We start from the raw sequence: 23,882 nt of genomic DNA, 5'->3' as shown, positions 1-23,882 counted from the left end.
AACTGTCAACAGCCAACAGCCAACTGTCAACCGTCAACAGTCAACTGTCAACAATTTTCTAAGTTGCAGCTTCATTCACCGGGAATCTATCGATTAACTGCATCGCCCGACAAGCATTCCTCCGCAAAGAATCGGAAACATGAGGAACATGAGGAATCTGAGACAAGAAATCCAAAGTCCGGCGCAAAATCCGCACCACATCTCCTTCATCCAAACTCGTATGGCTAATCAGTTCCAGCCATTCAACGCCCAGAGCCCACTGTTCGACCAAAGTCACTAAATCCCGTTCCAGCCAAATCGGGATTGCAGCTTCATGACGGTACTGCACTTGAAACAATCGGCGACGCAAGCCTTTTTGTAGATTGTCCAAAGGTGCCAAAACTTCCGGCGACAGCGAGTAGTGAGTCCAACTGTCGGGCCTGGAAACTTCTGTAACTAAGGCGGCACAAGCAGCAGCGAGGTGGTGGGGGTCGAGTTCGTCAAACTCGGCAGACATCAGGGACAAACCCAGCCACAGTTCGTTATCGCCACGAATGGCGGCGCAAGCTTGGCCCAAGATTGTGGGCACCAACCTGTCAGAGGAGTCATCTCGGTTCCCATGTGCCGAAACTACTCTTTCCAAGCAGCCGAAATTCAGCAAGATATCGATTAAGTTGAGAAATTGCTCCCAGTAGCGAGCTCGTTGCTTTTCTAACTCTTGTTCGCTTTTGCGGATTTCTTTTTTCAATTCTTCCCGGCGGCGCTGGCGTTTGAGCAAAGTACCGGGATTCCCCCATTGTAGAACCGGGTGAATTTCTAGCTTAGCTTCTACGGCTGCGATTTTCTGCTGTTGCTCGATCGCCTCTGGGCTCGGTTCCGGTGTCGGCAATTGTGGGATCGATGCAGCAATTGCAGCAGTTTCTTCATTTGCCAAGCGGCACTGGCCGAGTCTCAGGGGCATTTCCGACGGCGGGTTCAAGGTATCTGCAACGCTCAAGCGAGGTAATTCGGCGTGCAAGGTAGCGACATCGCTAATGGCGACGACATACCAACGGTTATCTTTCCCCAAGCACACCAAATTTGGTGCTTGGCCAGAACCTGCGATTTTGGCAACCAATACGGCGGGTACAGGAGTTGTGTGCGATCGTTTGGCTGTCGGAACGTGTTTACCTTTGAGACTCAGAACCGTTCCGAGCACTGCAAAAGCCACAGCTACGGACATCTCCTTAAATCTGGCTTCTTCAGCTTGCTGCAATAGAGTTTTCAGCAAACGTTTGTCTTCTTTGAGTCTTCCCTGCAATTTTTCGTAATGAGCGAGCTCTTTTTCCAGGGTGGAGACATTTCCTCCCGCTGCCAGGGACTGTTCAAGCACCGCCAATTCTGCTTGCAATCCGTCTAATTCTTCTTGCTGCGGCTGCAAGTACAAGGTAGAAAGGTATTGACCGAAACTCCGCTCTACCAACTCTTGAGCTTCGTCGAGAGTGTGTGTTTGCAGCAAATTCAGCACCATGCCGTAGCTGGGAGTAAACTGACTGGCGAGGGGGTCGGCTTTGGCTGTTGCCAAATACGAGGCTTCTTTTGCGCCTTCAAAGCGCGTCTGAACTGCAACCACGTGCCCCAGCTTGTCCATGCCCCGCCGACCCGCCCGACCGGCCATTTGCAGGAATTCTGAAGCGTTTAGCAGTCGGTGTCCCTTGTCGGTGCGCTTGGACAGGGTGGAAATGACTGTGGTGCGGGCGGGCATATTAATCCCGGCGGCTAGGGTTTCGGTGGCAAATACGACTTTGATCAAACCTCTCCCAAAGAGTTCTTCTACTAAACCTTTCCAGGCTGGCAAAATGCCTGCGTGGTGGGCGGCGATGCCTTTTAAAAGTGCTTCTTTTTGACCGAAGCGTTCTGCTTCTGGGTTTCGCTGTAAAAAATCGTCAATGATGCGTTTGAGTTCGGCTGTTTCGGCTTCGTTAACTAGGGAGAAATTGCCGACTTCTGCGACTGCTTGGTCGCACCCGCGACGGCTGAAGATGAAGTAAATTGCTGGTAGCATATCTCGATCGTCCAACCGGGCCAAAACATCGGTCAAACTCGGAGTGGGGATGCTGCCTCTTTCTACTTTTTGCCCCTTCTTTTTGGGGACTAACCGGACATTGGCTCTTTTGCCGGTCTCGTCTAGTAGGGGAAATATCCCTTTTTGGTTGGCGAAGTGGAATTGCAGCGGTACTGGCCGAAAGTCTGAGTAGACGAGTTCTGTGGGCCCGTGGACTTTGTTAATCCAGTCTGTGAGTTGGTCGCTATTGGCAACGGTTGCTGAGAGGGCGAGCAGTTGAATTTCGCTCGAACAGTAGATGATCGATTCTTCCCAGACGGTACCACGCTGGCGATCGTTCATGTAGTGACACTCGTCGAGTACCACGGTTTCGACTCCGGTGAGGGAAGTACCGACTTCTCCGATCGGCGTACCGTAGAGCATATTCCGAAATATTTCGGTAGTCATCACCAAAATCGGCGCATCTCGATTTACGGAGATGTCGCCCGTGAGCAAACCTACGTTGTCGTCTCCAAATTGACTGCGGAAGTCGCGCAGCTTTTGGTTAGAGAGTGCTTTGAGGGGTGTGGTGTAGAAGACGCGCCGCCCTCTGGAGAGTGCTTGATGGATGGCGTATTCCCCGATTAACGTTTTCCCAGAGCCTGTGGGAGCACACACGACAACGGATTTACCTGCATCGAGGGCGGCGATCGCCTCTCTCTGAAAGTTATCTAGCTCGAATGGAAATATGGTCTTCAGATCCAGCTCTGGGCGGTTCTGGGCAGTGTCTGGCACAAGGATTATTATAAGGTTGCAGGATAAGTATGCTTAAATCTTGCTGAAAGCAAGTCAGCAGAGGACTGTATTGATTTTAGACCAACGCCCGCAAATCGGCTATTAAGGAATAAGTCTGTTGGCAGTTGGCAGTTGGCAGTTGACTGTTGACTGTTGGCAGTTGGCAGTTGACTGTTGACTGTTGGCAGTTGGCAGTTGGCAGTTGGCAGTTGGCAGTTGGCAGTTGGCAGTTGGCAGTTGGCAGAAGAAATAAAAAAAATTGTGCCTTCTTCCCTCTTCCTTATTCCTTCTTCCCTCTTCCTGACATCCGTTACATCCGTTACATCCGTTACAGAATCCGTTGCCGAACTTCCCTCTTCTTTCTCTATGATTCCAGTTATTTCGACTATTCCTGTGGTGCAGCTTGCTTCGGGCGATCGACTTTCACTGCAAGTCTATCAGTTTCAAGGTGCGATTCCGGGCAAAAAAGCTTATCTGCAATCTAACCTCCACGGCGCTGAGATTAGTGGTAATGCGGTTATTTACCAATTAATTGAGTTTTTAAGGTCTTTGGACAGCAGCCAGTTAAGCGGGGAAATTTGGCTGGTTCCGGTTTGCAATCCTGTGGGTGTAAGTCAGCGATCGCACCATTTTTCTCCTGGTCGCTACAATCTTTATGATGGGGTAAATTGGAACCGGATTTTCTGGGATTTTGAAAAGCAAGGGGAAGATATTCTGGGTTTTGCTAATTCTCACATTCACCTCGATGCCGATACTGTCAAAGTTAATTACAGAAAAGCGATTGCTTTGAGTTTTGCGAAAGAGTTGGCAAAAATTAATGCTCCTACTTGCCGCCCCTACAGCGAACTTTACCGATATCAGCTACAATCTTTGTGTTTGGATGCGGATTATGTGCTGGATTTGCACAGTTCTACGAATCAAAGTTTAGATTATCTTTACTGTTTTAATTCCCGCGAGGAGAGTGCGAAAGCTTTTTTGCTCGATCGCGCTATCTTGATGAATGAGTACGATGGGGATGCTTTTGACGAGGCGTTTCTCAAGCCTTGGCTGGCTTTGGAGAAGGTTTTGGCCCAGTTGGGAAGTGCGATCCAATTTGATGTGGAAGCTTGGACTTTAGAATTAGGTTCGGGGATGGAAATGAATCCCGATTCGGTGGCGAATGGCTTGCGGGGCATCAAAAATTACTTAGCAAGTAAGGGTTTATTGAAAATAGATGGATTTCCTCTGCCGGAAACTGCGGCGCATCAAGTTATTTTCACCCCCAAGAATTCGGTGTTCAAATACTACGCGCCGGCGGGCGGGATGATTCAAAATCGAGTGCAATTGGGGAGTTATGTCAAAAAGGGCGATCGGCTTTATCAAATTCTCAGCTTTAATAAGAATGGGGAATTTCCGAGTTTGGTTGATGTTTGTGCTGAGTCGAATGTTTTCATTTTTGATGTTTCGACCAATCAGTCAGTAAATCAAGGAGAGTATGTGTTGTCGGTGATGGCAGATTGAGAATACTAAGAAACCGCGATTTTGTAGGGGCGGTGCCAAGAATGCCCGCCCCCTCCCACTCAAGATTAGTCCCAGCCGAAGTCTCGATCGCACAATTCGGCTAGTCTTTGGTTGTGCGATCGAAAATATGCTCTCAATTGCTCGTATACTGTCTCGCTGATGGGGGGATATTGGGTGGCGTTGTATTTTTCGTAGGTTTGTAGTTGGTGTGGCGGTAAATCTAGAAATTCTAAGACGCTGTTGTATGTGCCGAAGGGATTGGTATATAAGTCTTCGCTTTTGAGGATTAAAAGTTGTGATTTGGGAAAAAGTTTTATCCAGGCTGGGAGTTGATCGGCGTAAATGCCGCGGGTTAGATAGCTGTGGTGTTGGTGTTCGTAACTGTAGTAGTTTGGGTTGGCTATTAGTTTTTCTATTTCGCCTTTGAGTCTTTGGGGCTCGGCGGCGATCGCACTTTCTAATGATAGCGATTCGTAGCCTATTTTGATATAGTAATAATAGTGGGAGATTGCGCGTTCTACTGGGTTTCTCAGCAGGGCGATTATTTTAACTTTCGGACATAAATCATAAATTCGCTGGGGAACTTGGGGGTGACAGATGTAGTAGGGGCTGGCTTCTCCGGTTACTAGATTTTCGCCTGTTTGGGGCTGGGGAAATTGGGCATAGTACCAGTCTGGGCTTTTGTCGAATTTTAAGTCGAAGTAATGGATTTCTTTTTGGGCGGCGGGGGCGATTTGGGGATGTTGGATTAAGTAATTGTACAGGGATGTTGTGCCGCCTTTTTGGGCGCCGATGATGATGAAGTCTGGAGGTTTGGAGGGTTGTTTCATGGGTGGGGATGGTAGGTTTATATTTTGCAATTGTACTGACAGTGTTTCGGATTTGGCATTTGTACCGATAGTCCGCCGGGGGGGCAAACGAAAATTCGATCGCACTTGGAGGCATTACCACAATTCGATCGCACTTGGAGGCATTACCACAATTCGATCGCACTTGGAGGCATTACCACAATTCGATCGCACTTGGGGGCATTACCACAATTCGATCGCCCAATTTACATTTGAGCGCACAAATACGCCTAATTACAATTCGATCGCCCACTCTACATTCTAGATTCCGGTGGTTGAAACCGAGCCTAAACAAACAAAGCCTGCAAGGGATGGGCAATACGTTGGATAAGATCGCGATCACTGTTTTTGGGTGATCAAATTCACTCGCGCTCTTGGTACTGACATTTCTATTTAACTCGATTAGAGTGGAGTTAGGGAACTCTCATCCTTGCGGGGCAAATCTTTCTCTGAAAAATATATTATCGGTGGCGATTTTGCTTGGGGGTTTGTGGGTTTTATTTTTCAGCCAAGGTACAGATTTAAATTTGTGCAAGAGGCTGATATGCAAGTTGCGGAAAATGGGAACAATAAAGATGGGATTGTACTGTCGAGCAGTAAGTACCAGCAATACCATCTCTGAAATTATTCAGGAAGGCGTCAATGTTTAAGAGCAAATTATCCAGAGTTATCGTATCCCTGCTGCGGCGGATTGCTGGTGTTACCAGATCCGGGGCCAAGCGGCTGATGAGAGCAATGCTGCAAACCCTGATGGCTATGGGCCGGAGGGCGAGACTGCCGGTGGCGGGGTTTGTGCTGCCGACGGTGACGATGGTGTTGCTGGTAGTGATTTTGTTGACTGTGGCGATTACCCTGCGATCGTTCGATCGGGCGAATACGGCGCGTAACGTGCGCGTGAACCAGCAGGTGCTGGCGGCCGCGACTCCCGCGCTCGATCGGGCGAAGGCGAAAATAAATTTCCTGTTGTACGAAGACCCGCAAAGACCCACGGCGACTCCATCCGATGAAAATTTGTACAGCAGGCTGGCCAACGCTACAGGTGGTTCGGATCTTTACACATTTGGGGGCGAGCAACGGTTGATACTTAGATCCGATCTTAGTGTTCCTGCAAATGGCATAAATCCAGACAATCCTCGAAACCCTATTATTAACCCCGCAACAAATGTAGAAAATGAAGCTATAAATACTGCTTGGAGATATCCAGTCGATACCGATAACGATGGAATATTTGACACTTTTACTCTCTACGGAATATTCTCCCGCACCCCCGCACGCAGTAATGTCGCTCCAACTGTAGGCGACTTCACAAGACCCAGAAGACCGATCGAAGCAAGAACCCCACCAATGTCGGGGAATGCAACCCCTGCCTGTGCCAGGGGTGGAGGTACAGTTGCTAGTTTGGTCGGCAACCTCGGTTGGTACAAAACCGACGACGGTCTACTGAAAAAGAGCTTTTTTGTTTATACGGTTAATGTACCAATTACAGCCGCAGAAGCTGGCACTCTAGGTGCACAGTATCAAGCCTTTAAAGGCACCACCAGCATTTCGGCCCTTGAATACCAGCAAGACCAAAGCCGCATTCCCCTCGCCAACAACGCGGCAGTTTATGAAGACGATCTAGATATCTCGCCGGGACCTCCGCTGAATCTAAACGGGGGTATACTTACAAATAGCAATTTGTTGGTATCAGGGGTCAATAATCCAAATAGTATACAACTGTATCAAATCAGCAGCCCAGCTTCCTGTTTTTACAACCAGGAAAATAGCAAAATTACGGTGGGAGGAAATGTAGTTAGCGGGTGGTCGGGCAGCACCATACCCACGAATCCAGTGGGCGTACATCTTTTTCGGACAGTTGCTAATCTTCCTGGACCGGGCGGGAGAACAGCAGCAATGCAAGCTGCGGCCCAAACCATTAACCCCGCAAATCAATCCGCCATCGGCAATAACAGCTTGCAGGTACTTTATAACAATGCTGCCTATACAGCTCGCCTCGCTATGCTTGTAGCAGCAAGAAGGGGACAAAACCCTCCCGATGAAGATGTTGAGCCTGTAGCGGCGAACGATCCATTTTCGGTGCGAAATAAACCGGACACCCAAACCCGCAAACAAGCGCTGGAAGAACATTTTAAACAGACACTCCGGAAGGTTCCTTTTGCTGAAGTAGGGCCGGCCGCACCTACAAACGACCCAACTCTAGGTTTCAGCCTTCCCTGGGCGCCACCGCTACCGCCACAAACACCGGGGGCATGGCCTCTTCTAGGAGAAGGTACTGACGATCTGCGACCTCCCAACGCATGGAGCATTCCCACTCCCGCTGCAACCAACATTCAACTTACACCAACCCAGCTACCAGCAACAGACCCTTCAACACAGCCAGACCAAGAAGCACTCTTGGGCGATCGGGTATTGGTGGGTAATAACCTACCAGCCCTCAGAGATGCTGCTAACAATGGCAGATTAGCCAACACGCCCGAAAACACGGGTGTAACCTGGACGGGCAGCACTACACAACGTACCAGATCGCCCAGGGTGACAAAACTGGGTGACGTGGGAGCGACCGACCGCAGCGGTTTCTGGGAAGGTGAAGCTGCCCGAGTACCCGTCAATCCGCTGGATGGCAATGGTGGTCTGCGCGTCATCACCGGTGCAGGGGTTTACGAGCGCATCAATTCTTTTCTGCCTCCCCCCAGTTGGCAAGATCCTGTGACTGGTGCGACCAGAGGCGGAGTAGCAAGCCCTGCTGATACTTACAACGACCCAACAACTCCTGCTCCTGAGGCTTACCCTGTTGTCTGGCCCGATACAATGCCGATGTCGCCTCTGGGGCCAGGGTCTCAGGTGTATAACAACAATCCTGCATCTGGCGCGGTGGGTTGGATTCAGTGGCCAGGAGCACCGCTGCCGGCGCCACCTTTGCCCCCAGGAGGGCTAACGCCAACGGGACTGGCGGTAGCAGCAGGTTCTGCGATCGATGGGACTACTCCCCAGTATGCCAAGGGGGATTTGCGGATGCGGGCGACAGTGGTTTATCACTATGCAAACGGGGCAGCGCCAGGGGGAGCGGGAACTTTCAATGAAACGCCGCTGGCCTGCATCAGCAGCTATTACGACCCCAGCACGGCTTCTACAGCCAGAAATCGAGTAGGAGTTGGACTTGATGTCAGCGGCGACCCCACATTAGGGGCTCGCGGAACTCAAGTTGGCTCTAACAACGGGGTGGTATATGGCGTCACTGGAATAGTAGCAGGTAGAGCGATCGGTCCTTTGGCTCCCGTAAACGGTGTGTTCCCCGGAAATAGTCCTTTAGTACAGCAAGCTAACTTAGTCTTCCCCGACGGTCGGTTTGTCAACCCGCTTTTGAGAGACGCTCTCGAACGCGGCCCCGCCCCCGGCGCTCGCTCTTTGGCACAAACAGCGGCTATTGACTCAACTAACTGCGCTTTACAAATTCTGGCTGGTACCGCTGGGGCTCCCGTTGTTCCTATTCCTGATGGGGCTATAAAAGAAGTAGCCTTTTTGAATGCCAGAGAAATTAAGGCGATCGATCGCGATGACTGGCAGACCCCTAATGTTAACGAAGCCTTTACCCTGAGCAGTCCGCTAACAGATGTTAGCCCAACATCACGAGCAGCGCGGCTAACGGGAAACTACAACCTGCCCTTAGAAGAACGGGAACCCTTAGAAATTCGCGCCACTCAAATAGACCTCAATGTATTGCGGAGCACCCAAATTGGAGCGGGAGAGTATTTACTGCCGAACACCGGGATTATCTATGCCAGCCGGGATGATGCGCTGCCTGATCGCAGCGCCCGCATACCCGGTACAGGAGGCACAAGCATAGATGAACCAAGGAGCGCATCGGTCAGTCCTACGGACTCCAGACTCGACCCCACCCGCAAGCCTAACGGGATTCTGCTCGTTAACGGTGCACAGCTAGCTCGAACCCCCGGCATAGGAAATAATCCTAGTGTCGCCGCCGTGGTACAGGAAAAAGGACTAACTTTGGCATCTAATTTGCCAGTCTATATTCAAGGAAATTTCAACCTTCACACTCAAGATGAGTTTACTCAGGCTCTTAATTGGGCTACTTTCTACGATCGCCAAAACCTCAATCCAAACTTTGCCTGTCGCCAAAACGACCCCAGAGTCACCGGATGTGCGATCGGCGACGCTTGGCGTCCCGCAAACGTACTGTCAGATGCAGTCACCCTACTCTCGGCAAATTACCGTTTTGGCTTCCGCAACGAGGGTGATTTTGACCTGAGAAACAATGCCGGTGCTGCTGCTGTATTGCCCCGCAAACAGCAAGGATTTTACACCAATAACTTTGTTACCAACGGACTCTCCAGCGGCGCATTCTCTGCTACTGGTGACCGTTTAGGAGTGGGGGCAACACTAACAGATGCCAGCTACGCGAATACCAACGCTCTTAGAAGTTCTTACTTCAACAACTTTGTTACCCCCGTGCAGCGGCGCGGGCAGTTCCCAGAGTATGTAATGGAAGTGTGTACAAAACTGCCGGTTTCTGCCTGTGGAGATGGCGACTGGTACGTCGATCCAGCACGGGCGACGATCGCACCCTTATTCGGTAAGGCAAATGTTAATGATAACATAACAGCCGCAGCCACTCCTTATCCAGCAGGAACAACGGCTATTCCTCCAGTGCCAGAATTGCAGCGCTTCCCCCGCCGCGTTGCTTTTCAAAGAACCTATACTCCTGCTCTTCCTTCTCCTACAGTTCCTACAGCTTTCGCTCTGGCAAATCTTCCTAATCCAGTGCCTTTAGGAATTAGTGCCGTAAACCCGAACCAGGTTATTGCTGTTACTGCTCCTGGTCAAGCCAGGACAACATCAATTAATTCTTTGTGGTTTGCAACGACTGCAGCGTCTGGCGGTAATCCCGTAACCTACGGTTCAGGCGATTTCCCGTATGTATTCAACCGCAACCTGATGGACAGCACGGGTGCAGTGCTACCAGTTTTAACCGCAGCAGGCGCGCCTGCTGCGGGTTCGCAGCCACTGCTGATGCCAGTCTTGCAAACTCAAACTGTGGGACCAGCAGGGGCTCGAAGTGCTCCTTTACCAACAGGTGGACTGGCCGTGCAAGCGACTGGGTGGATACCGCAGGCTTTGCCCGCAGGCACAACATTCAACCTGATTGTAGGCTCGAACGACACTCCTTCCCGAGCATTAGGCAACAACGTTGGTGACTTTAACGGCGGCCTACAAAACTTGGCCCGGTTTTTGGAGAACTGGAATACCATTGCCAGCAACATTCAAGGTAGTTTTATTCAGTTCAACCGCAGTGCCTACAGCACCGCACCCTACCTCCCTATTCTCGATCCGGCTGCTCCGCAACAGACAACTCCAAACACTCAGTTGCTGAGCCTATTTGCGCCACCGACACTTGCACCCCTACCCATAGCCGGGCCAGCTCCAGCCATCAATTATTCTCCTACCCCTCCTCAGCCTGGCTATAGAACTGCCAACGGCAGCATCCCCGGTGCCAATGGTATGGGTCGGATTCCCTTCTTTACTCCCCCTACCAGAAACTGGGGTTATGACGTGGGCCTGGTATCTCAGTCGCCTGACTTGTTTACCCAAAGGTTCACAGCTCCTCCGGCACAGTCTACCCCGGATGAGTATTTCCGGGAAGTACCCCGAAATGACCCGTGGATACAAACTTTGATGTGTGCGGACGTTCCCCAGAACCCGCAGGCTACCGCAGGCCCACCTGCTATACCTGCTACCAATCCCAATCGCCCAGCAGTTTGTCCTCCAAACCTTTAACTTTCGGCCGAGCAATTACCGGAGACTTCTATATGACATACCAACAACGACAACAAAATGTATCCAAGTCGCGAGATGGCGGCTACACGATTATCGAGTCGTTGGTAGCGATGATTGTGGTTTCGGTGCTGATGATTGCGATCGCCCCCGTGATGGCATTCTCAGTAGCAACTCGCGTACAAGCCCGCCGGACGGAACTCGCCACGCAGGCGGCCAGAGCTTACATAGACGCTCTCAGAACGGGGGCGATCAAACCTCCAACTGATCCACAACCTACGATCGGTTTTCCTGCGCGAGATACGTCTGTTCCTCCTGCTTTTCATCCTGCTCCTACAGCCTCCAATGCTTTGTACTGCGTTAACTTCGATGAAACGGCAGGTTGTGCTGGCAGCAAAGAGTTTTTTGTTCAAGGTGCTTGGCGAAATCCAGCTAATGCGACGAACGATCCGACACCAACAGGCTACGAACTTACTGTGCGGGTTTACCGCGCGGATGGGTTTACCGGAGGTCCGATGAAAACTGAACAGCAATCAGTTGCTAATTCCGGTCTTGGCAATCCTCAAGCGCCTTTGGTGGTAATGAAAACACAAATTCCCCCTACTACAGGGGGAGGTCCGTCTGCATATCGAGCGTTGTGCGCTCGTACCACTGGCTGTCAGTAATAATCAAAGTCCCGGTTGTTAGATTTAAAATCGCTCCCCCCATTGGACAAAGGAAAAAGTCAAAATGAAAACTTTACTCAGGTTGCTTCTCAAAAGTCAGCACCAAACAAACCGATCCGATGTAGCTCACACAGACAAGGGTATGACTCTTGTTGAGCTATTAGTGGGAGCGATTATGGCATTTTTAATCATTACGCCGATGCTCGGTTTTGTAGTCGATATGCTGAATACCGACAGGAGGGAACAAGTAAAGTCAAACACCGAGCAAGACATTCAGGCAGCGGTGGATTTCATAGCTCAAGATTTGAGTCAAGCGATGTATATTTACGACAACAGAGCGCTCAATGGGCCTGCTGGCCCTAACGAACAGATTGTTGGGCCCCAGCTTCCTCCCAATGCAAATGGAACACCAATTCTGGTATTTTGGAAGCGCCAGCAGCTAAGAAATTCTATTCCTATTAATCCCACTGTTGCTGCTAGTGTCAAACCCATAAATTGCGACGCTCAGAATCCCCGTCAATGCAACGACACCTACGTGCAATCTTTAGTTGCTTACTATCAAATTAGAGATGCTGACCCTACTTGGTGTCAACCGGATGGAGGCAATAATTGTCCTACCCGTATTGTCCGCTATGAAATTAGGGATGGAATCGATCGAATTACAGACCCATCAGTTCCAGGTGGTTTGGCCACTTACGGTATTGGCAACACAACAAATGCTCAGCAAACAGATCCTGCTTTTAATACTTCCACTGACATTGACCCAACGACCAGTTTTAGCTTAAACAATCCAACAGTTAATGTGACAAATCCAACGGGATTGGCAAATCCACAGTCAGGGGCACAAAACCCTCAAGTGCTGGTTAATTATATAGACAACAGTACACAGAATGTTCCGGTTCCGACAGGAGTAGAGTGCCAAACTCTTCTGGGTTTTGTCCCGCCCGCAGTAACACCGGCAGGAACACCAGCATTCGTTCCCGATCATTTACTCATAACCGACAGGTCAGCCAATTCAGCTCATAGCTTCTACGCTTGTGTAGATACATCTAATAACATAGCCAGAGTAACTATCAGAGGAAACAGCCTGCGTCGCCTTCAAGCCAACGATACTGCTTACAACTCCACCAGAACGGCATTTTTCCCAACAGCAACCGTTCAAGTACAAGGTCTCGGTGCAGTAGGACAATAACTTATGTTTGAAACAGATTTCCGAATCGTGCCAGTAGCAGATAAAACAGGAGAATAAAATGAAAACCCCAATATTATTAAAAGTTTTGCCGATTTCTGCCACAAAAGCAAACCCTAATTTCAAGAAAACTGCATCCAGAAAGGGCGATCAGGGATTCACGCTTCTAGAAGTGCTTGTGATAGCGTTAATCGTAGGTATATTAAGTTCGATCGCCGCTCCAAGCTGGGTGGCATTCATCAACAGACAAAGAGTTCGCACCGTGAACGATCGAGTTTTGCAAACCTTGCGAACTGCACAAAGCGAAGCAAAGCGAACTAAGCGCGATATCACAGTTACATTTAATCCTACTGACCCGCCAACACTTACGATTAATCCAACAAATCCGGCAACAAACCCTCCCGTACAAACCGCTCTCACAACAACCCCTCCAATACAAACAGTGACTTTCGACGGTGGAGGCGAAATTAAACCGGGCACTATTACACTTTTAACTAATAAACCCTTACCCTCAATCACTTTTAACTATCAAGGAAATATCACAAGCCCATCAATACAGAGTAGCACGCCACGACAAACAACTGACGGTTTTACAGTCACAGTTGCTCCTGCTCGCGGTGGTGCAAAGCAGTGTGTAATTGTTGAAACTATCCTAGGAGCAATGAGGACTGATGAAGGGACATTCAATACCTCAACAGGACAGGGTTGCCCGTAGCCCCGCAGATATTTTTAAATCTCTAACAGCAATTCCCCATAATTTATGAATTGCTCAAAGTCTATTAACTTAAATTATTTTATATTTCAAATCCTATTAAAACTGTCAAAAAATGCAGCTAGAACTAAAACAAATAATCATCCAGCCAGGAAATCAACTATTACTCAAACACATAACCTGGCCGATGTTTGAAACCCTACTAATATCATTTCCGGTAACACCGGAATGATGTTGACGGTTGACGGTTGACAGTGAACAGTCAACCGTCAACTCGAATTTACTATTCCGATGCTAACGGATTTGATATCATAACTGCTTAACTAACCAAGCGATCGCCCCTGCAACATCAGCAACCTTTTCAACATCCGCAATCGGCGGCCGCTGCACCATCACCACGGGAATTCCCAGTTCCCTAGCCGCCACAATTTTCGCATAAGTAGCACCGCCCCCGCTGTTTTTACTAACAATCGTATCAATCTGATATTCTAATAATAATTGACGCTCATCTTCCAAAGAAAAAGGCCCCCTTGCTAACAACAATTTACCATTAGGAATAGGAGAATTGAGTGCCGGAGGATCGATCGCCCGCATCAAAAACCAAATAGCATCCAAACCAGCAAAAGCAGCCAACTCCTGCCTACCAATAGTCAGAAACACCCGCTGAGACTGCCCTAATAAAGCCCTTGCAGCCTCCGAGTGGCCCGCAACTTCAATCCAGCGATCGCCCTCCACCCTCTCCCAAGCTGGACGCACCAGCATCAAATAGGGCACATTACATTCAGCAGCAGCAACAGCAGCATTAGCAGAAATCCGAGCCGCAAACGGATGAGTAGCATCGATTAAGAAGTCGATCGGGCGATCCTCTCCGTTGGCGTAGCCCCCGTAGGGGCGGGCTGCGCGATCGAGCAAAAACTCCGCCAGCCCAGCCGCCCCACCAAACCCCCCAATTCGCACCGTACCCATTTTTGGGGTAAAAGGCTGTTGAGTGCGTCCTGCTAGCGAAGAAACCACCTCTATTTCAGCAATTTGAGACGCTCTGACCGCCAATTCAGCAGCATCCCCCGTCCCCCCCAAAATTAGCAACCGTTTTTTCATAAAATTAGTCCTAATACCAATTTAATGTGAATTTGCACATATCTCGATCCCCCTAAATCCCCCTGGTTGTTGGGGGACTTTGAGAAGAATCTTGTCCCCCCTTTATTAAGGGGGGCGCCAGGGTGATCGGATTCTATGCAACCTCATAAAAAATTGGTATAACTTATCCAAGCAACGCCCGCAAATTCGGTTAATAATATGTTTAATAAAGTTTAAACCGCCAACAACAATGATTCGCTCACTTTTGACATTTTTCACAGTATTAATTGTAACCGGGTTAGTATGGTTGGGAAATATCGGCCCCGTTGCCGCACAAGTACAACCAACAGATATCACCGATCCCCAACAGGAATTGGGAGAACTCGTTCAAAAAGCTTTTGAAGCTACAAATGAAGGCAAATTTCCCGCTGCAGAAACTTTTTGGACTCAAATCATTGACAAATTTCCCTCACAAGCCGCCGCTTGGAGCAACCGAGGCAATTCCAGAGTCAGCCAAAACAAACTACAAGCAGCTATTACCGACTACGAAAGAGCGATCGAGCTAGCACCCGACGCCCCCGATCCCTACCTCAACCGCGGCACCGCCTTAGAAGGTTTAGGACGCTGGCAAGAGGCGATCGCCGACTACAATCATGTACTAGAATTAGACTCCCAAGATCCAGCCGCCTACAACAACCGAGGCAACGCCGAAGCAGGTTTAGGAAAATGGGAACAAGCAATAGCCGACTACAGCAAAGCCTTTGAATTAGCCCCCGAATACGCCTTTGCCCGCGCCAACCACGCCCTCGCACTTTATCAAAACGGGCAAACCAAAGAAGCAATTCGCAACATGAAAAACATCGTCCGCAGATACCCCCAATTTGCCGACATGAGAGCCGCCCTCACCGCCTGTCTTTGGGAAGCAGGAAAGCGCGGCGAAGCAGAGAGCAATTGGGTAGCAGCCATCGGCCTCGACTCCCGCTACAAAGACCTCGATTGGGTTGCCAATAACCGCCGCTGGCCACCACTTGCAGTCAGTGCATTAGACAAATTCTTGCACTTAAAATAATCTCACAACACCAATGAAAAATTGCGAGCATCCCCATAATTGTGGCATATAATTCCTCAAAGGGATGATCCAAAAACTTGTCAAATGTCACCCGAAGATATATAGCAATCCTCGCATCATTTGTGAATTTCTTCTTACTCCCTCCCCTTGATAAGGGGAGGGTTGGGGTGGGGTCAAACCTTTACGACTCCTGCAAGGATTGCTATAGCAAGAAATAAACTATTGAAGAACAATTCTAACTCTTCTTCCCTGTTTCTTCTTTCCTCAATATTCACCAGTACACCGCTCGTTGCCAAATTCTTTCTTCTCAAAACTCGTATTCCACATCTCCAGCAACAATCCTATCCGTCACCAACATTCTGTATAGTTCCAGTTCTTCAACAGTAACTTTTCCGTCAGCCAAAATCGCTTTCTTGATGTCTTCCATTTCTTGCTTAGATATCTTGCCATCAGCAACAGCTCGCTCGATTTGGACTTGGAGCTTTTCTAGTTGCCGAGTTTCTTCCAGCGTAGGTTGTTTATCAGTCGATCGTGAAACTAACATAGTGGCACTCTCCTAGAGATTGACCTCTACTCTGTACTAAGCCGCCGCAGCAGATATTGTCAACTCAAAGATGCAAAAATTGACAAATAAATGTAACAAAACTACATTTACTTGTCAATAGGATAAAGTGCAAAATTACTTAACAAAATTACATTAGACATCTTGCAAAAATGCTGAGACCCCTCCCCAACCCTCCCCTTAGTAAGGGGAGGGAGCCTAATTTTTCTTGCTTCCCCCCTTACTAAGGGGGGACTGAGGGGGGTGAGTTTTTGACTTTTGCAAGAGGTCTATTTGTTTGTAAATAATACGATGTCAAATCCGCGCTTCATCGTCGGGCGTAAAGTCGAATCAACCTGCCAACAAATAATTCGCGCAATTTTCATTTTATTGACCCCGATTCATACCGATTTAATGTGAACTTGCACATATCTCGATCCCCCTAAATCCCCCTTAATAAGGGGGACTTTGACCAAGCTCTTGTCCCCCCCTTATTAAGGGGGGCTAGGGGGGATCGGATTCTATGCAACCTCATAAAAAATTGGTATGACCCCTCCTTCAACAGTCAACAGTCAACAGTCAACAGTCAACAGAACTAATTCCCAAATCCGCGCAGCCGTCAACTCCTCGACATTCCTGAAAACCGCTGCTGCACCCGCATTTTCCAACACCGCAGCATAAGCCTCGCAGCGCACAGCATCATCCAAAACATGAGGCGGCAAAATACCAGCCCCCAGCCAAACCCGATTTGGTTGCACTTCCCGCGCCTTCACAACCGTGTAAATATCCGCAACAGTATCTCCCGCATAAATCACCGGCAAATTTTTTTCTAAACCGTGCAGAGTTTCCAACTGTTCAATTGCCGCGAAAAGTCCAGCCGGATCGGGTTTTCCCGGTGCATCCTCCATCGCCACCAACACCGGGGAATTTAAACTCAGTTTCCCTGACAAAACATAAGCAGCTTCATCCCGCATCGCCCCGCTAAAAAAGCCCCAAACCATGCCCCCAGCCGTTAAATTTTCCAGATAAGCCGGACTTAACAACAGCGGTTCGGTACAAATGTAACCAGTCCAATTTTTCTCATCAGGCCCGCGATAGCGACTTTGGAAAAAAGCCACTAATTCCTCATAATTGAGAGCGAGTTCGTTTCTCGATCGCCCAATCCCCTCAAAATAACGGCAAACTAACTCGAAAGACGCCTGCCAGTCATTATTCCACACACCCTCAGACTTCAGAGAGTCGATATCGAGAGAATTCGGGCGAAAAGCACCCGCCGTGAAATGTTCCACCGCATCGGCGATCGCCCGCCGATAGGAACCGGACACATCCCTCACCACACCGTCAATGTCAAAAACTACAATAATTCTGTTCACAACTTAACCATCCTTGTACCTAGGGCGCGTGAGAACCCAAATTTTATCTGTTCCCAGCCCCTGAGTGGCGCTAAAACCAGCCGCGCCACAAAACTTTTAATGGCCGATGACCAATTATCGAACAGAGTGTGCTACGCTTAGCGATTGTAGAAATTTTTAACAAGTTCGATCGGAACCCTGGAGGTTTGCTTGTCCAAGTTCATCTTAAAAGTTCTCTGGCTAGAAGAGAATGTTGCCCTCGCCGTTGACCAAGTTGTCGGCAAAGGAACTAGCCCGCTGACATCCTACTTTTTCTGGCCTCGCAAAGATGCCTGGGAAGACCTCAAAAACGAACTCGAAGCCAAACACTGGATTGCTGACAACGATCGCGTCGAAATCCTCAACCAAGCCACAGAAGTAATCAACTACTGGCAAGAGGAAGGCAGACGGCGCCCGATGACCGAAGCTCAGTCAAGATTCCCCCTAGTGACTTTTACCGGCAGCAACTAAGCCCAGCTTTAATTTGCTACCCATATACATTGCCTGTTATGGCTGACAAGGGGAAGGAGAGAGGGGAGAAGGCGAGAGGATTTGACGCTTTTTCCACCTCGCCGTGAAAAATACAATTTAAATCCGCTACAGCTTTTCTTGATACTAACTCCGATTTTGGAACCTACTGGGGTTTTGGGCTAGGTCGATTTGAGATTTTAGACTTGAGATTTATCCAAAATAAAGCTCTCAAATCTGATTTAATACAATCTAAAAAGACTAAGCAACCAAACCAAATAAATCTAAAATCGGCTTTTTTATACTCTTGAATTGTACAGTCAGCTCTCAACGTAATTCCCCCAAACCTCCAACCTCAAGCCTCAAAATCCATCGGTTAAATCCGTTAAATCTTGTACACGGATTCCTTCTTCCTGACATCCGTTACATCAGTTAAACAATCCGTTGCCGAACTTCCTTCTTCCTTCTTCGCGGAATCTATGGGCGCCGAAAGTACGATCGACCAGACCGAACAGCTACCGCTGGTAGTAAATCCCGACATTCTCCAGCAAGCAATCCTCTACAAAATTAATACTCGCATAAACGCTCGCGGAGAATTAATTTTCCCCTGCATACCGGGAATGCTAAGCCACTATCTCAAGTCGATAGAAAAGCTATTTAGCACTCTCGACAGACCCCTGCCAGAAGACCGCCGAGACGAACTCAGCAAGCTATTAGCCACCAAGTTAGAACAAGGCTACCGCACCTCCACAGCATCGATGCTGATCCTGCAATACGAATCAGTGCAGCCACCGCAAACCGGTTTAGCTTGCAAAGTCATTGTTACTAGCTCAACAGTTGGAGAACAGTACAAAAGCTGGGTAGAAACCAGAGAACCTCCGCTTTTCGGCTCTCATCCCGATGCAAAATTAATGACCACGGCTGCTAAATTGGGTACACCCGATCGAGTGCGGATTTTGGACGTGGGCGCTGGGACCGGCCGCAATACCTTGCCCCTGGCGAGATTGGGCTATTCTGTAGATGCGATCGAACTAGCCCCAGCTTTTGCAGAACAATTGAAAGCCGCAGTAACAGCCGAAAACCTTCCCGTGACAGTGACTGAAGGCGATGTGCTCGATCCCTTAATGCGGATGAAACCAGCCCGCTACCAGTTGGCAGTTGCCGCCGAAGTCATCTCACATTTTCGAGACAGCGATCAAGTACGGCTTTTCCTCGCTAAAATGTGCGATTCCCTGTCTCCCGGAGGCCTGTTGCTGTTCAGCACGTTTTTAACCGTCGGTGACTATCAGCCCGATGCCCTAGTGCGACAAGTTGCCCAACTCTCCTGGTCTACTTTATTTACCCCCCAAGAACTTGCCACCGCAATGGAAGGCTTGCCCTTAGTCCCAATATCCAACGAATTGGTGTTTGAATATGAACGCCACCACCTGCCGGAAGAAGCCTGGCCCCCGACGCCCTGGTTTCCCAGTTGGGCCACCGGTCGAGATGTCTTCCCAATGGCAAACGCCCGCCCGCCAATGGAATTGCGCTGGATTTTGTGCCGCCGAAGTTAAAATTTTTCTCATTTTTAGGCGGACACAGCAATCAAAACGGTTAACTGGCAGTAACAGTTTCCTCAGATATTTTTATTTCAATAGCTTAAATCCGGCTAGCTGTTAATATGACGCTGCCGGCACAGAAAAATTTACAAAAATATATATTAAAATGTAAAGAGAGCGAAGTTCGATCGCCCCTGGGTGACAAACCCAGTGTCTGATTAGATCCAGCGCTTGCCAACCTTTTATTTCTTGCGAAAAATTGGGTGGCTAATGGCAATCGGGCTTGCATAAAATTCGATCGTCATCTTGATGGGTGCAACTAAAGTTAAAATGAATTCAACAAACCTATTCCTCTCGATAGATGACTTTTTAGGGAATAGGATTAGCCAATAGATTAGCTCGCTAGTCAGCGATGCTGCTGAGAAACAAATATGCTTTTAACACGTCCACTACAAGCGTTTGGAGCAATCTTCGGGCACAAACCTTCCACAAATAGATCATCGATCGACCAAAAAACCAGTAAAAATTATTGGGAGGGGAATATTGAGTCCGCTGTAAACGAACAAATTGACTGGTACATCCAAGTGGAAATGCTAATGAGTAACGCTAAATCTTCCTGCACCAATGAAGAGATTACTGCTTGGCTGCGGGGATTGCTGACAATTGCTTGGGCAGACGGCAACTTTGACGAAGACGAGCAAAAAATGATTGCAAATCTAACTCAGGATGAACTACACCCGGTATCTTTTGAGGAGGGCTTTGAACCTATTGCCCCAGAGGAATTAGCCGCTGTGTTAGGGAAAGACACCGCCAAAGGCGAGGATTTTTTAAGGACAGCAGTCATGGTAGCTTTGGCAGACGGTACCTACTCGCTCAGCGAAGACGAGGTAATCTCTAAATTTTGCACAGCTTTGGGGCACAATGTAGAGGCGATCGAAGCTCTGCGACACACCATCGAAGACAGCAAATGCGATGATCCGCAGGGGCCCAGCAGCCAAATAGTTTTTGATGCGAATGTCGCCCCCGCCGCCGGAACACCCCTTTCATCTCGGCTACCTCAACCTCACCACAAAAATGTCCTGCAACCCGTCAAAGACTGGCTTGACGGCTGGGAAATTCACGACCCAAAATTGGCACACTTTGTCTGTAAAATTATTCCGCCCCAGTGTCCGTTTGAGCGAGATATCGTGTTATTTGGTCGCAAAATCGTCCATATTCCGGCGATGTGCCAGATTAATCCGCTTTACGAACAGTTAGTCGGGATGCGCTTTCGAGCTCTCTGCTATTTGGCAGATGAATGTAAGGAAGATGTATCGTCCTATTGTTAGTAGTCAGTAGGCAGTTGTCAGTAGACAGTTGTCAGTAGGCAGTTGTCAGTAGGCAGTTGTCAGTAGGCAGTTGTCAGTAGGCAGTTGTCAGTAGGCAGTTGTTAGTAGTCAGTTGTTAGTAGTCAGTTGTCATTCTTGTGAAATCTTGGATTAATGACTATAACTATTAACCAAGGACTACTAATTAGTCCAGGATGCAAAAACCGGGTTTTTCTAGGACAAAACATCGTTACACCCATCCGCGCCCGTAGAAAAAGCCAGTAGAAAAACCCGGTTTATTCAGTTTTTGTAGGTAAGTCTTGCTAAGAGAAAATTTGCTTTGATACTACTTCAATAAAAGTCTTAGTACAATCCTCAATCTTATACAAATTATTAAAAATCGCAAATTTTGGAGCCGGACACAGCATTGCCGTTTCTCTACAAATGCTCGCTTACAATCTCTCGCTCTGCACTACTTTTAAAAATTGGTATAATTATAATTTTCGGGCAACTGTAAGTTGCAACTAAACTTGGCTGGCGTCTGCCGACCCGGACTAAAGAAAAAGAGAAATATGGTACTTGGATCTGGTATCATAATAACTACTGACTATTGACAACTGACAACTGACAACTGACTATTGACTACTGACTAAATTATGCAATTTATCGATCGAGCAGATATTCAAGTCGCAGCCGGCAAAGGCGGCGACGGTATGGTAGCTTTTCGCAGAGAAAAGTATGTACCGGCGGGCGGCCCCTCTGGCGGGACGGGCGGCAAAGGCGGTTCCGTGTATATGGTGGCAGTGGAAAGCCTGCAAACGCTGCTAGATTTTCAGTACAACCGGATTTTTAAAGCCGATGACGGGAAGCGGGGCGCGCCGAAAAATATGACCGGTGCCGGTGGGGACGATCGCACGATCGAAGTTCCCTGCGGTACAGTTGTTTACGACGCTGAAACTCAGGCAATCTTAGCAGATTTAGTGACGCCCGGACAGACTTTTTGCGTAGCTAAAGGCGGCAAAGGCGGTTTGGGAAACAAGTGTTTTTTGACCAATTCCAACCGTGCTCCAGATTATGCGATGCCGGGAAAAGAAGGTGAACACAAATTTTTGCGTTTGGAATTGAAGCTATTAGCTGAAGTGGGAATTCTGGGGATGCCCAATGCTGGCAAATCCACCTTAATTTCAGCTTTGTCTGCGGCTCGCCCCAAAATAGCAGATTATCCGTTTACAACTTTAGTCCCAAATTTGGGCGTAGTCAGAAAACCGACTGGAGACGGTACGGTGTTTGCAGACATTCCGGGATTGATTGAGGGGGCGCACGAAGGTGCTGGTTTGGGTTACGAGTTTTTGCGGCACATTGAGCGGACTCGGTTGTTGCTGCATTTGATCGATATTACCGATGAAGATCCGATCGCCAATTATGTCACAATTCAGGAAGAATTAAAGGCTTACAGGCGTGGTTTAGCCGATCGACCGCAGATTTTGGCTTTTAATAAAGTAGATGCGATCGACCTCGAAAGCGAAGAAATCGGTAATTTAATCAGCCGAATTAAAGAAATTAGTGGCGCTCCTGTTTTGTTGATTTCCGCCGTTAGTAGAGTTGGATTGGATGAATTGATGCAGCAAGTTTGGCAGAAACTCGACGAGATGAACGAAAAAGAGGCGGCGGAACAGTTAGCAGTCGCGAGTGTTTAATCGCTTTCTGGTTCCTGAAATTTCCGTGAATCGGTAGGTGCTTTTTTGAGGGGTCAATCGATTTTAGATTTTCGATTTTAGATTTTCGATTGAAGCATTGACCCCACGGATCAATTCGGGGGCTGGTTTATCGGATACAGATTTTTTATTTCTGGACAGATGAATCCGGGGGCTTGTATCCTGGATGCTTGATTGTCAAATCTTTCGGCTGTATGGCTTGTGCGGCAAGGGTTTGAGCCTCTATGATCTCATAAAATATCTTGGACATCTATCTACGAAGTCAGTTTTTACTAAGTAAATCTTTAATTTTTTCAATAGTAAATGGAGGATATTTCCTATGAATCATTGCATGACAGTTAGGACATAGTGGACATAAATCTTGAATAGGATTAACTTCATATTCTTGATTAATTTCAGATAAAGGAATTATATGGTGAACATGAATAAAACCTTTACCTATTTCTCCAAAAACTTTTTCAAAGTTAAACTTGCAAACATAACAATTTAGCCCATAATGTTCAATACATTCTTTGCGAGCTTGATTATTTCGTTCATAAGCATTAACTTGTATTTGACGGATAGAACCTTCTTTAAAAGTTTTAGTTTCCTCTGCTTCTCCGACTTCATCAGGAAATATTAGCGTATCATCGGAGACACTAAAAGAATCGAAAAGCTGTTCAAAATCAAGCTTGGGTATAGTTAACATTTTGCAAACTAAAACATAGAGTTCTTCTTCAGAATATTCTTTAAATCCTTCATAAATTTCTTTCTCACAACGCCATAACTCTCTCTGCCACCAGCCTCTACGCCTATTTTCATGGTAAGGATCAAAAGCATCTCTCAAATTTTTGATTGTATTAGCGGAAATTCCAAGTAGAGAGCCTATTTTTTCATGGGTATCAGTCATATTACCAAATCCCAATTTCTGATAAGCATATCTATCAAATCTTGAAAGATAATAAGCTACTATATAAGCATAGGGGGAATTACAATCACCCAAGGAGTCTATAAGACGATTCCAGTTATAAGGTTTTTTCACAATTAAAATTATTCATTTGTTTTGTAATACCACTTCTCTAAATTATTGCTATAATCTGCATCGTTAAGTTGATTTCATACAATCACCTACTGTTTATGTGGTTTGTGGGCGGGGTGCTGGATAAGCTGTTCGACATCTAAACTGCATTAACTAAGTTACCTTTGTTTTTGATCTTTAGGTTCCATTTCATAATTAATTCTCCTTCATTTAAAAGTTTATGTAACAGTGATTCTAGTTTTTCAATGGATTCAAAT

At 47.8% G+C, this 23,882-nt stretch carries 17 protein-coding genes; 11 read left to right on the top strand and 6 right to left on the bottom strand.

The genetic code is table 11. The features are described from left to right. Window positions 1–58 precede the first annotated feature (58 nt). Window positions 59–2,797: an RNA helicase gene (locus Q5691_RS10410; protein WP_333344754.1), complete on the bottom strand. Its 2,739-nt coding sequence runs from the start codon at window positions 2,795–2,797 to the stop codon at window positions 59–61. Window positions 2,798–3,163: 366 nt separating this feature from the next. Here Q5691_RS10410 and Q5691_RS10405 point away from each other — a divergent pair, with 366 nt between their 5' ends. Then, the gene (locus Q5691_RS10405) at window positions 3,164–4,297 is read left to right on the top strand and encodes a succinylglutamate desuccinylase/aspartoacylase family protein (protein WP_333344790.1); all 1,134 of its coding nucleotides are present in this window, start codon (window positions 3,164–3,166) and stop codon (window positions 4,295–4,297) included. Between the two features lie 65 nt (window positions 4,298–4,362). On the opposite strand, the gene Q5691_RS10400 is transcribed toward Q5691_RS10405, so the two are convergent. Further along, window positions 4,363–5,127, bottom strand: coding sequence for a sulfotransferase domain-containing protein (locus Q5691_RS10400; RefSeq protein ID WP_333344752.1), 765 nt, complete (start codon window positions 5,125–5,127; stop codon window positions 4,363–4,365). Between the two features lie 52 nt (window positions 5,128–5,179). On the opposite strand from Q5691_RS10400, the gene Q5691_RS10395 reads away from it, so the two are divergent. The 5 genes from Q5691_RS10395 to Q5691_RS10375 all read left to right on the top strand — a co-directional run bounded on the left by Q5691_RS10395 (window position 5,180) and on the right by Q5691_RS10375 (window position 13,504). After that, window positions 5,180–5,410 carry a hypothetical protein gene (locus Q5691_RS10395; protein ID WP_333344750.1) on the top strand — a complete coding sequence of 77 codons (231 nt, stop codon included), beginning with the start codon at window positions 5,180–5,182 and terminating at the stop codon, window positions 5,408–5,410. A gap of 377 nt (window positions 5,411–5,787) precedes the next feature. Next, a complete protein-coding gene (gene hpsA, locus Q5691_RS10390) occupies window positions 5,788–10,938 on the top strand; it encodes a hormogonium polysaccharide biosynthesis protein HpsA (protein ID WP_333344749.1) in 5,151 nt (1,716 codons plus the stop codon). A 32-nt stretch (window positions 10,939–10,970) separates the two neighbouring features. Continuing rightward, on the top strand, window positions 10,971–11,600 hold the full coding sequence (gene hpsB / locus Q5691_RS10385) for a hormogonium polysaccharide secretion pseudopilin HpsB (RefSeq protein WP_333344747.1): 630 nt from the start codon (window positions 10,971–10,973) through the stop codon (window positions 11,598–11,600). 64 nt (window positions 11,601–11,664) lie between these two features. Continuing rightward, window positions 11,665–12,792, top strand: coding sequence for a hormogonium polysaccharide secretion pseudopilin HpsC (hpsC, locus tag Q5691_RS10380; protein WP_333344745.1), 1,128 nt, complete (start codon window positions 11,665–11,667; stop codon window positions 12,790–12,792). 58 nt (window positions 12,793–12,850) lie between these two features. Next, the gene (locus Q5691_RS10375; protein WP_333344744.1) at window positions 12,851–13,504 is read left to right on the top strand and encodes a prepilin-type N-terminal cleavage/methylation domain-containing protein; all 654 of its coding nucleotides are present in this window, start codon (window positions 12,851–12,853) and stop codon (window positions 13,502–13,504) included. Window positions 13,505–13,810: 306 nt separating this feature from the next. Here the strand turns inward: Q5691_RS10375 and Q5691_RS10370 are convergent, their stop codons facing one another. Beyond that, entirely contained in the window at window positions 13,811–14,599 is a 789-nt protein-coding gene (locus tag Q5691_RS10370) for a cobalt-precorrin-6A reductase (RefSeq protein WP_333344742.1), read from the bottom strand. 229 nt (window positions 14,600–14,828) lie between these two features. On the opposite strand from Q5691_RS10370, the gene Q5691_RS10365 reads away from it, so the two are divergent. After that, entirely contained in the window at window positions 14,829–15,647 is an 819-nt protein-coding gene (locus Q5691_RS10365; protein ID WP_333344740.1) for a tetratricopeptide repeat protein, read from the top strand. Window positions 15,648–15,954: 307 nt separating this feature from the next. Here the strand turns inward: Q5691_RS10365 and Q5691_RS10360 are convergent, their stop codons facing one another. Next, window positions 15,955–16,191, bottom strand: coding sequence for a hypothetical protein (locus Q5691_RS10360; protein ID WP_333344738.1), 237 nt, complete (start codon window positions 16,189–16,191; stop codon window positions 15,955–15,957). A gap of 569 nt (window positions 16,192–16,760) precedes the next feature. Beyond that, a complete protein-coding gene (locus tag Q5691_RS10355) occupies window positions 16,761–17,561 on the bottom strand; it encodes a TIGR01548 family HAD-type hydrolase (protein ID WP_333344736.1) in 801 nt (266 codons plus the stop codon). Between the two features lie 177 nt (window positions 17,562–17,738). Between Q5691_RS10355 and Q5691_RS10350 the strand changes: the two genes are divergently transcribed. The 4 genes from Q5691_RS10350 to obgE all read left to right on the top strand — a co-directional run bounded on the left by Q5691_RS10350 (window position 17,739) and on the right by obgE (window position 22,589). Further along, entirely contained in the window at window positions 17,739–18,050 is a 312-nt protein-coding gene (locus Q5691_RS10350) for a 30S ribosomal protein PSRP-3 (protein ID WP_333037125.1), read from the top strand. A 389-nt stretch (window positions 18,051–18,439) separates the two neighbouring features. Then, window positions 18,440–19,600, top strand: coding sequence for a class I SAM-dependent methyltransferase (locus Q5691_RS10345; RefSeq protein ID WP_333209980.1), 1,161 nt, complete (start codon window positions 18,440–18,442; stop codon window positions 19,598–19,600). Window positions 19,601–20,016: 416 nt separating this feature from the next. After that, complete coding sequence (locus Q5691_RS10340; protein ID WP_333344734.1) at window positions 20,017–20,913, top strand: Mo-dependent nitrogenase C-terminal domain-containing protein; 897 nt, start codon at window positions 20,017–20,019, stop codon at window positions 20,911–20,913. A 635-nt stretch (window positions 20,914–21,548) separates the two neighbouring features. Beyond that, window positions 21,549–22,589, top strand: a complete 1,041-nt coding sequence (obgE, locus tag Q5691_RS10335; protein WP_333209984.1) for a GTPase ObgE — start codon at window positions 21,549–21,551, stop codon at window positions 22,587–22,589. 280 nt (window positions 22,590–22,869) lie between these two features. Here obgE and Q5691_RS10330 read toward each other — a convergent pair whose 3' ends face one another. Continuing rightward, window positions 22,870–23,628, bottom strand: a complete 759-nt coding sequence (locus tag Q5691_RS10330; protein ID WP_333344732.1) for an HNH endonuclease — start codon at window positions 23,626–23,628, stop codon at window positions 22,870–22,872. Between the last annotated feature and the right edge of the window lie 254 nt (window positions 23,629–23,882).

Source organism: Microcoleus sp. w1-18aA5 (assembly GCF_036701705.1).
Classification (GTDB): Bacteria; Cyanobacteriota; Cyanobacteriia; order Cyanobacteriales; family Microcoleaceae; genus Microcoleus.
The sequence above is the reverse complement of the archived record's forward strand: the minus strand, read 5'-3'. Positions and strand labels throughout refer to the sequence as shown.

Coding starts and splice junctions, on each gene's coding strand:
- Q5691_RS10375 (WP_333344744.1), top strand. CDS start 12,851: ATGAAAACCCCAATATTATTAAAAGTTTTGCCGATTTCTGCCACAAAA.
- Q5691_RS10360 (WP_333344738.1), bottom strand. CDS start 16,191: ATGTTAGTTTCACGATCGACTGATAAACAACCTACGCTGGAAGAAACT.
- Q5691_RS10365 (WP_333344740.1), top strand. CDS start 14,829: ATGATTCGCTCACTTTTGACATTTTTCACAGTATTAATTGTAACCGGG.
- hpsC (WP_333344745.1), top strand. CDS start 11,665: ATGAAAACTTTACTCAGGTTGCTTCTCAAAAGTCAGCACCAAACAAAC.
- Q5691_RS10370 (WP_333344742.1), bottom strand. CDS start 14,599: ATGAAAAAACGGTTGCTAATTTTGGGGGGGACGGGGGATGCTGCTGAA.
- Q5691_RS10400 (WP_333344752.1), bottom strand. CDS start 5,127: ATGAAACAACCCTCCAAACCTCCAGACTTCATCATCATCGGCGCCCAA.
- hpsA (WP_333344749.1), top strand. CDS start 5,788: ATGTTTAAGAGCAAATTATCCAGAGTTATCGTATCCCTGCTGCGGCGG.
- obgE (WP_333209984.1), top strand. CDS start 21,549: ATGCAATTTATCGATCGAGCAGATATTCAAGTCGCAGCCGGCAAAGGC.
- Q5691_RS10340 (WP_333344734.1), top strand. CDS start 20,017: ATGCTTTTAACACGTCCACTACAAGCGTTTGGAGCAATCTTCGGGCAC.
- Q5691_RS10405 (WP_333344790.1), top strand. CDS start 3,164: ATGATTCCAGTTATTTCGACTATTCCTGTGGTGCAGCTTGCTTCGGGC.
- hpsB (WP_333344747.1), top strand. CDS start 10,971: ATGACATACCAACAACGACAACAAAATGTATCCAAGTCGCGAGATGGC.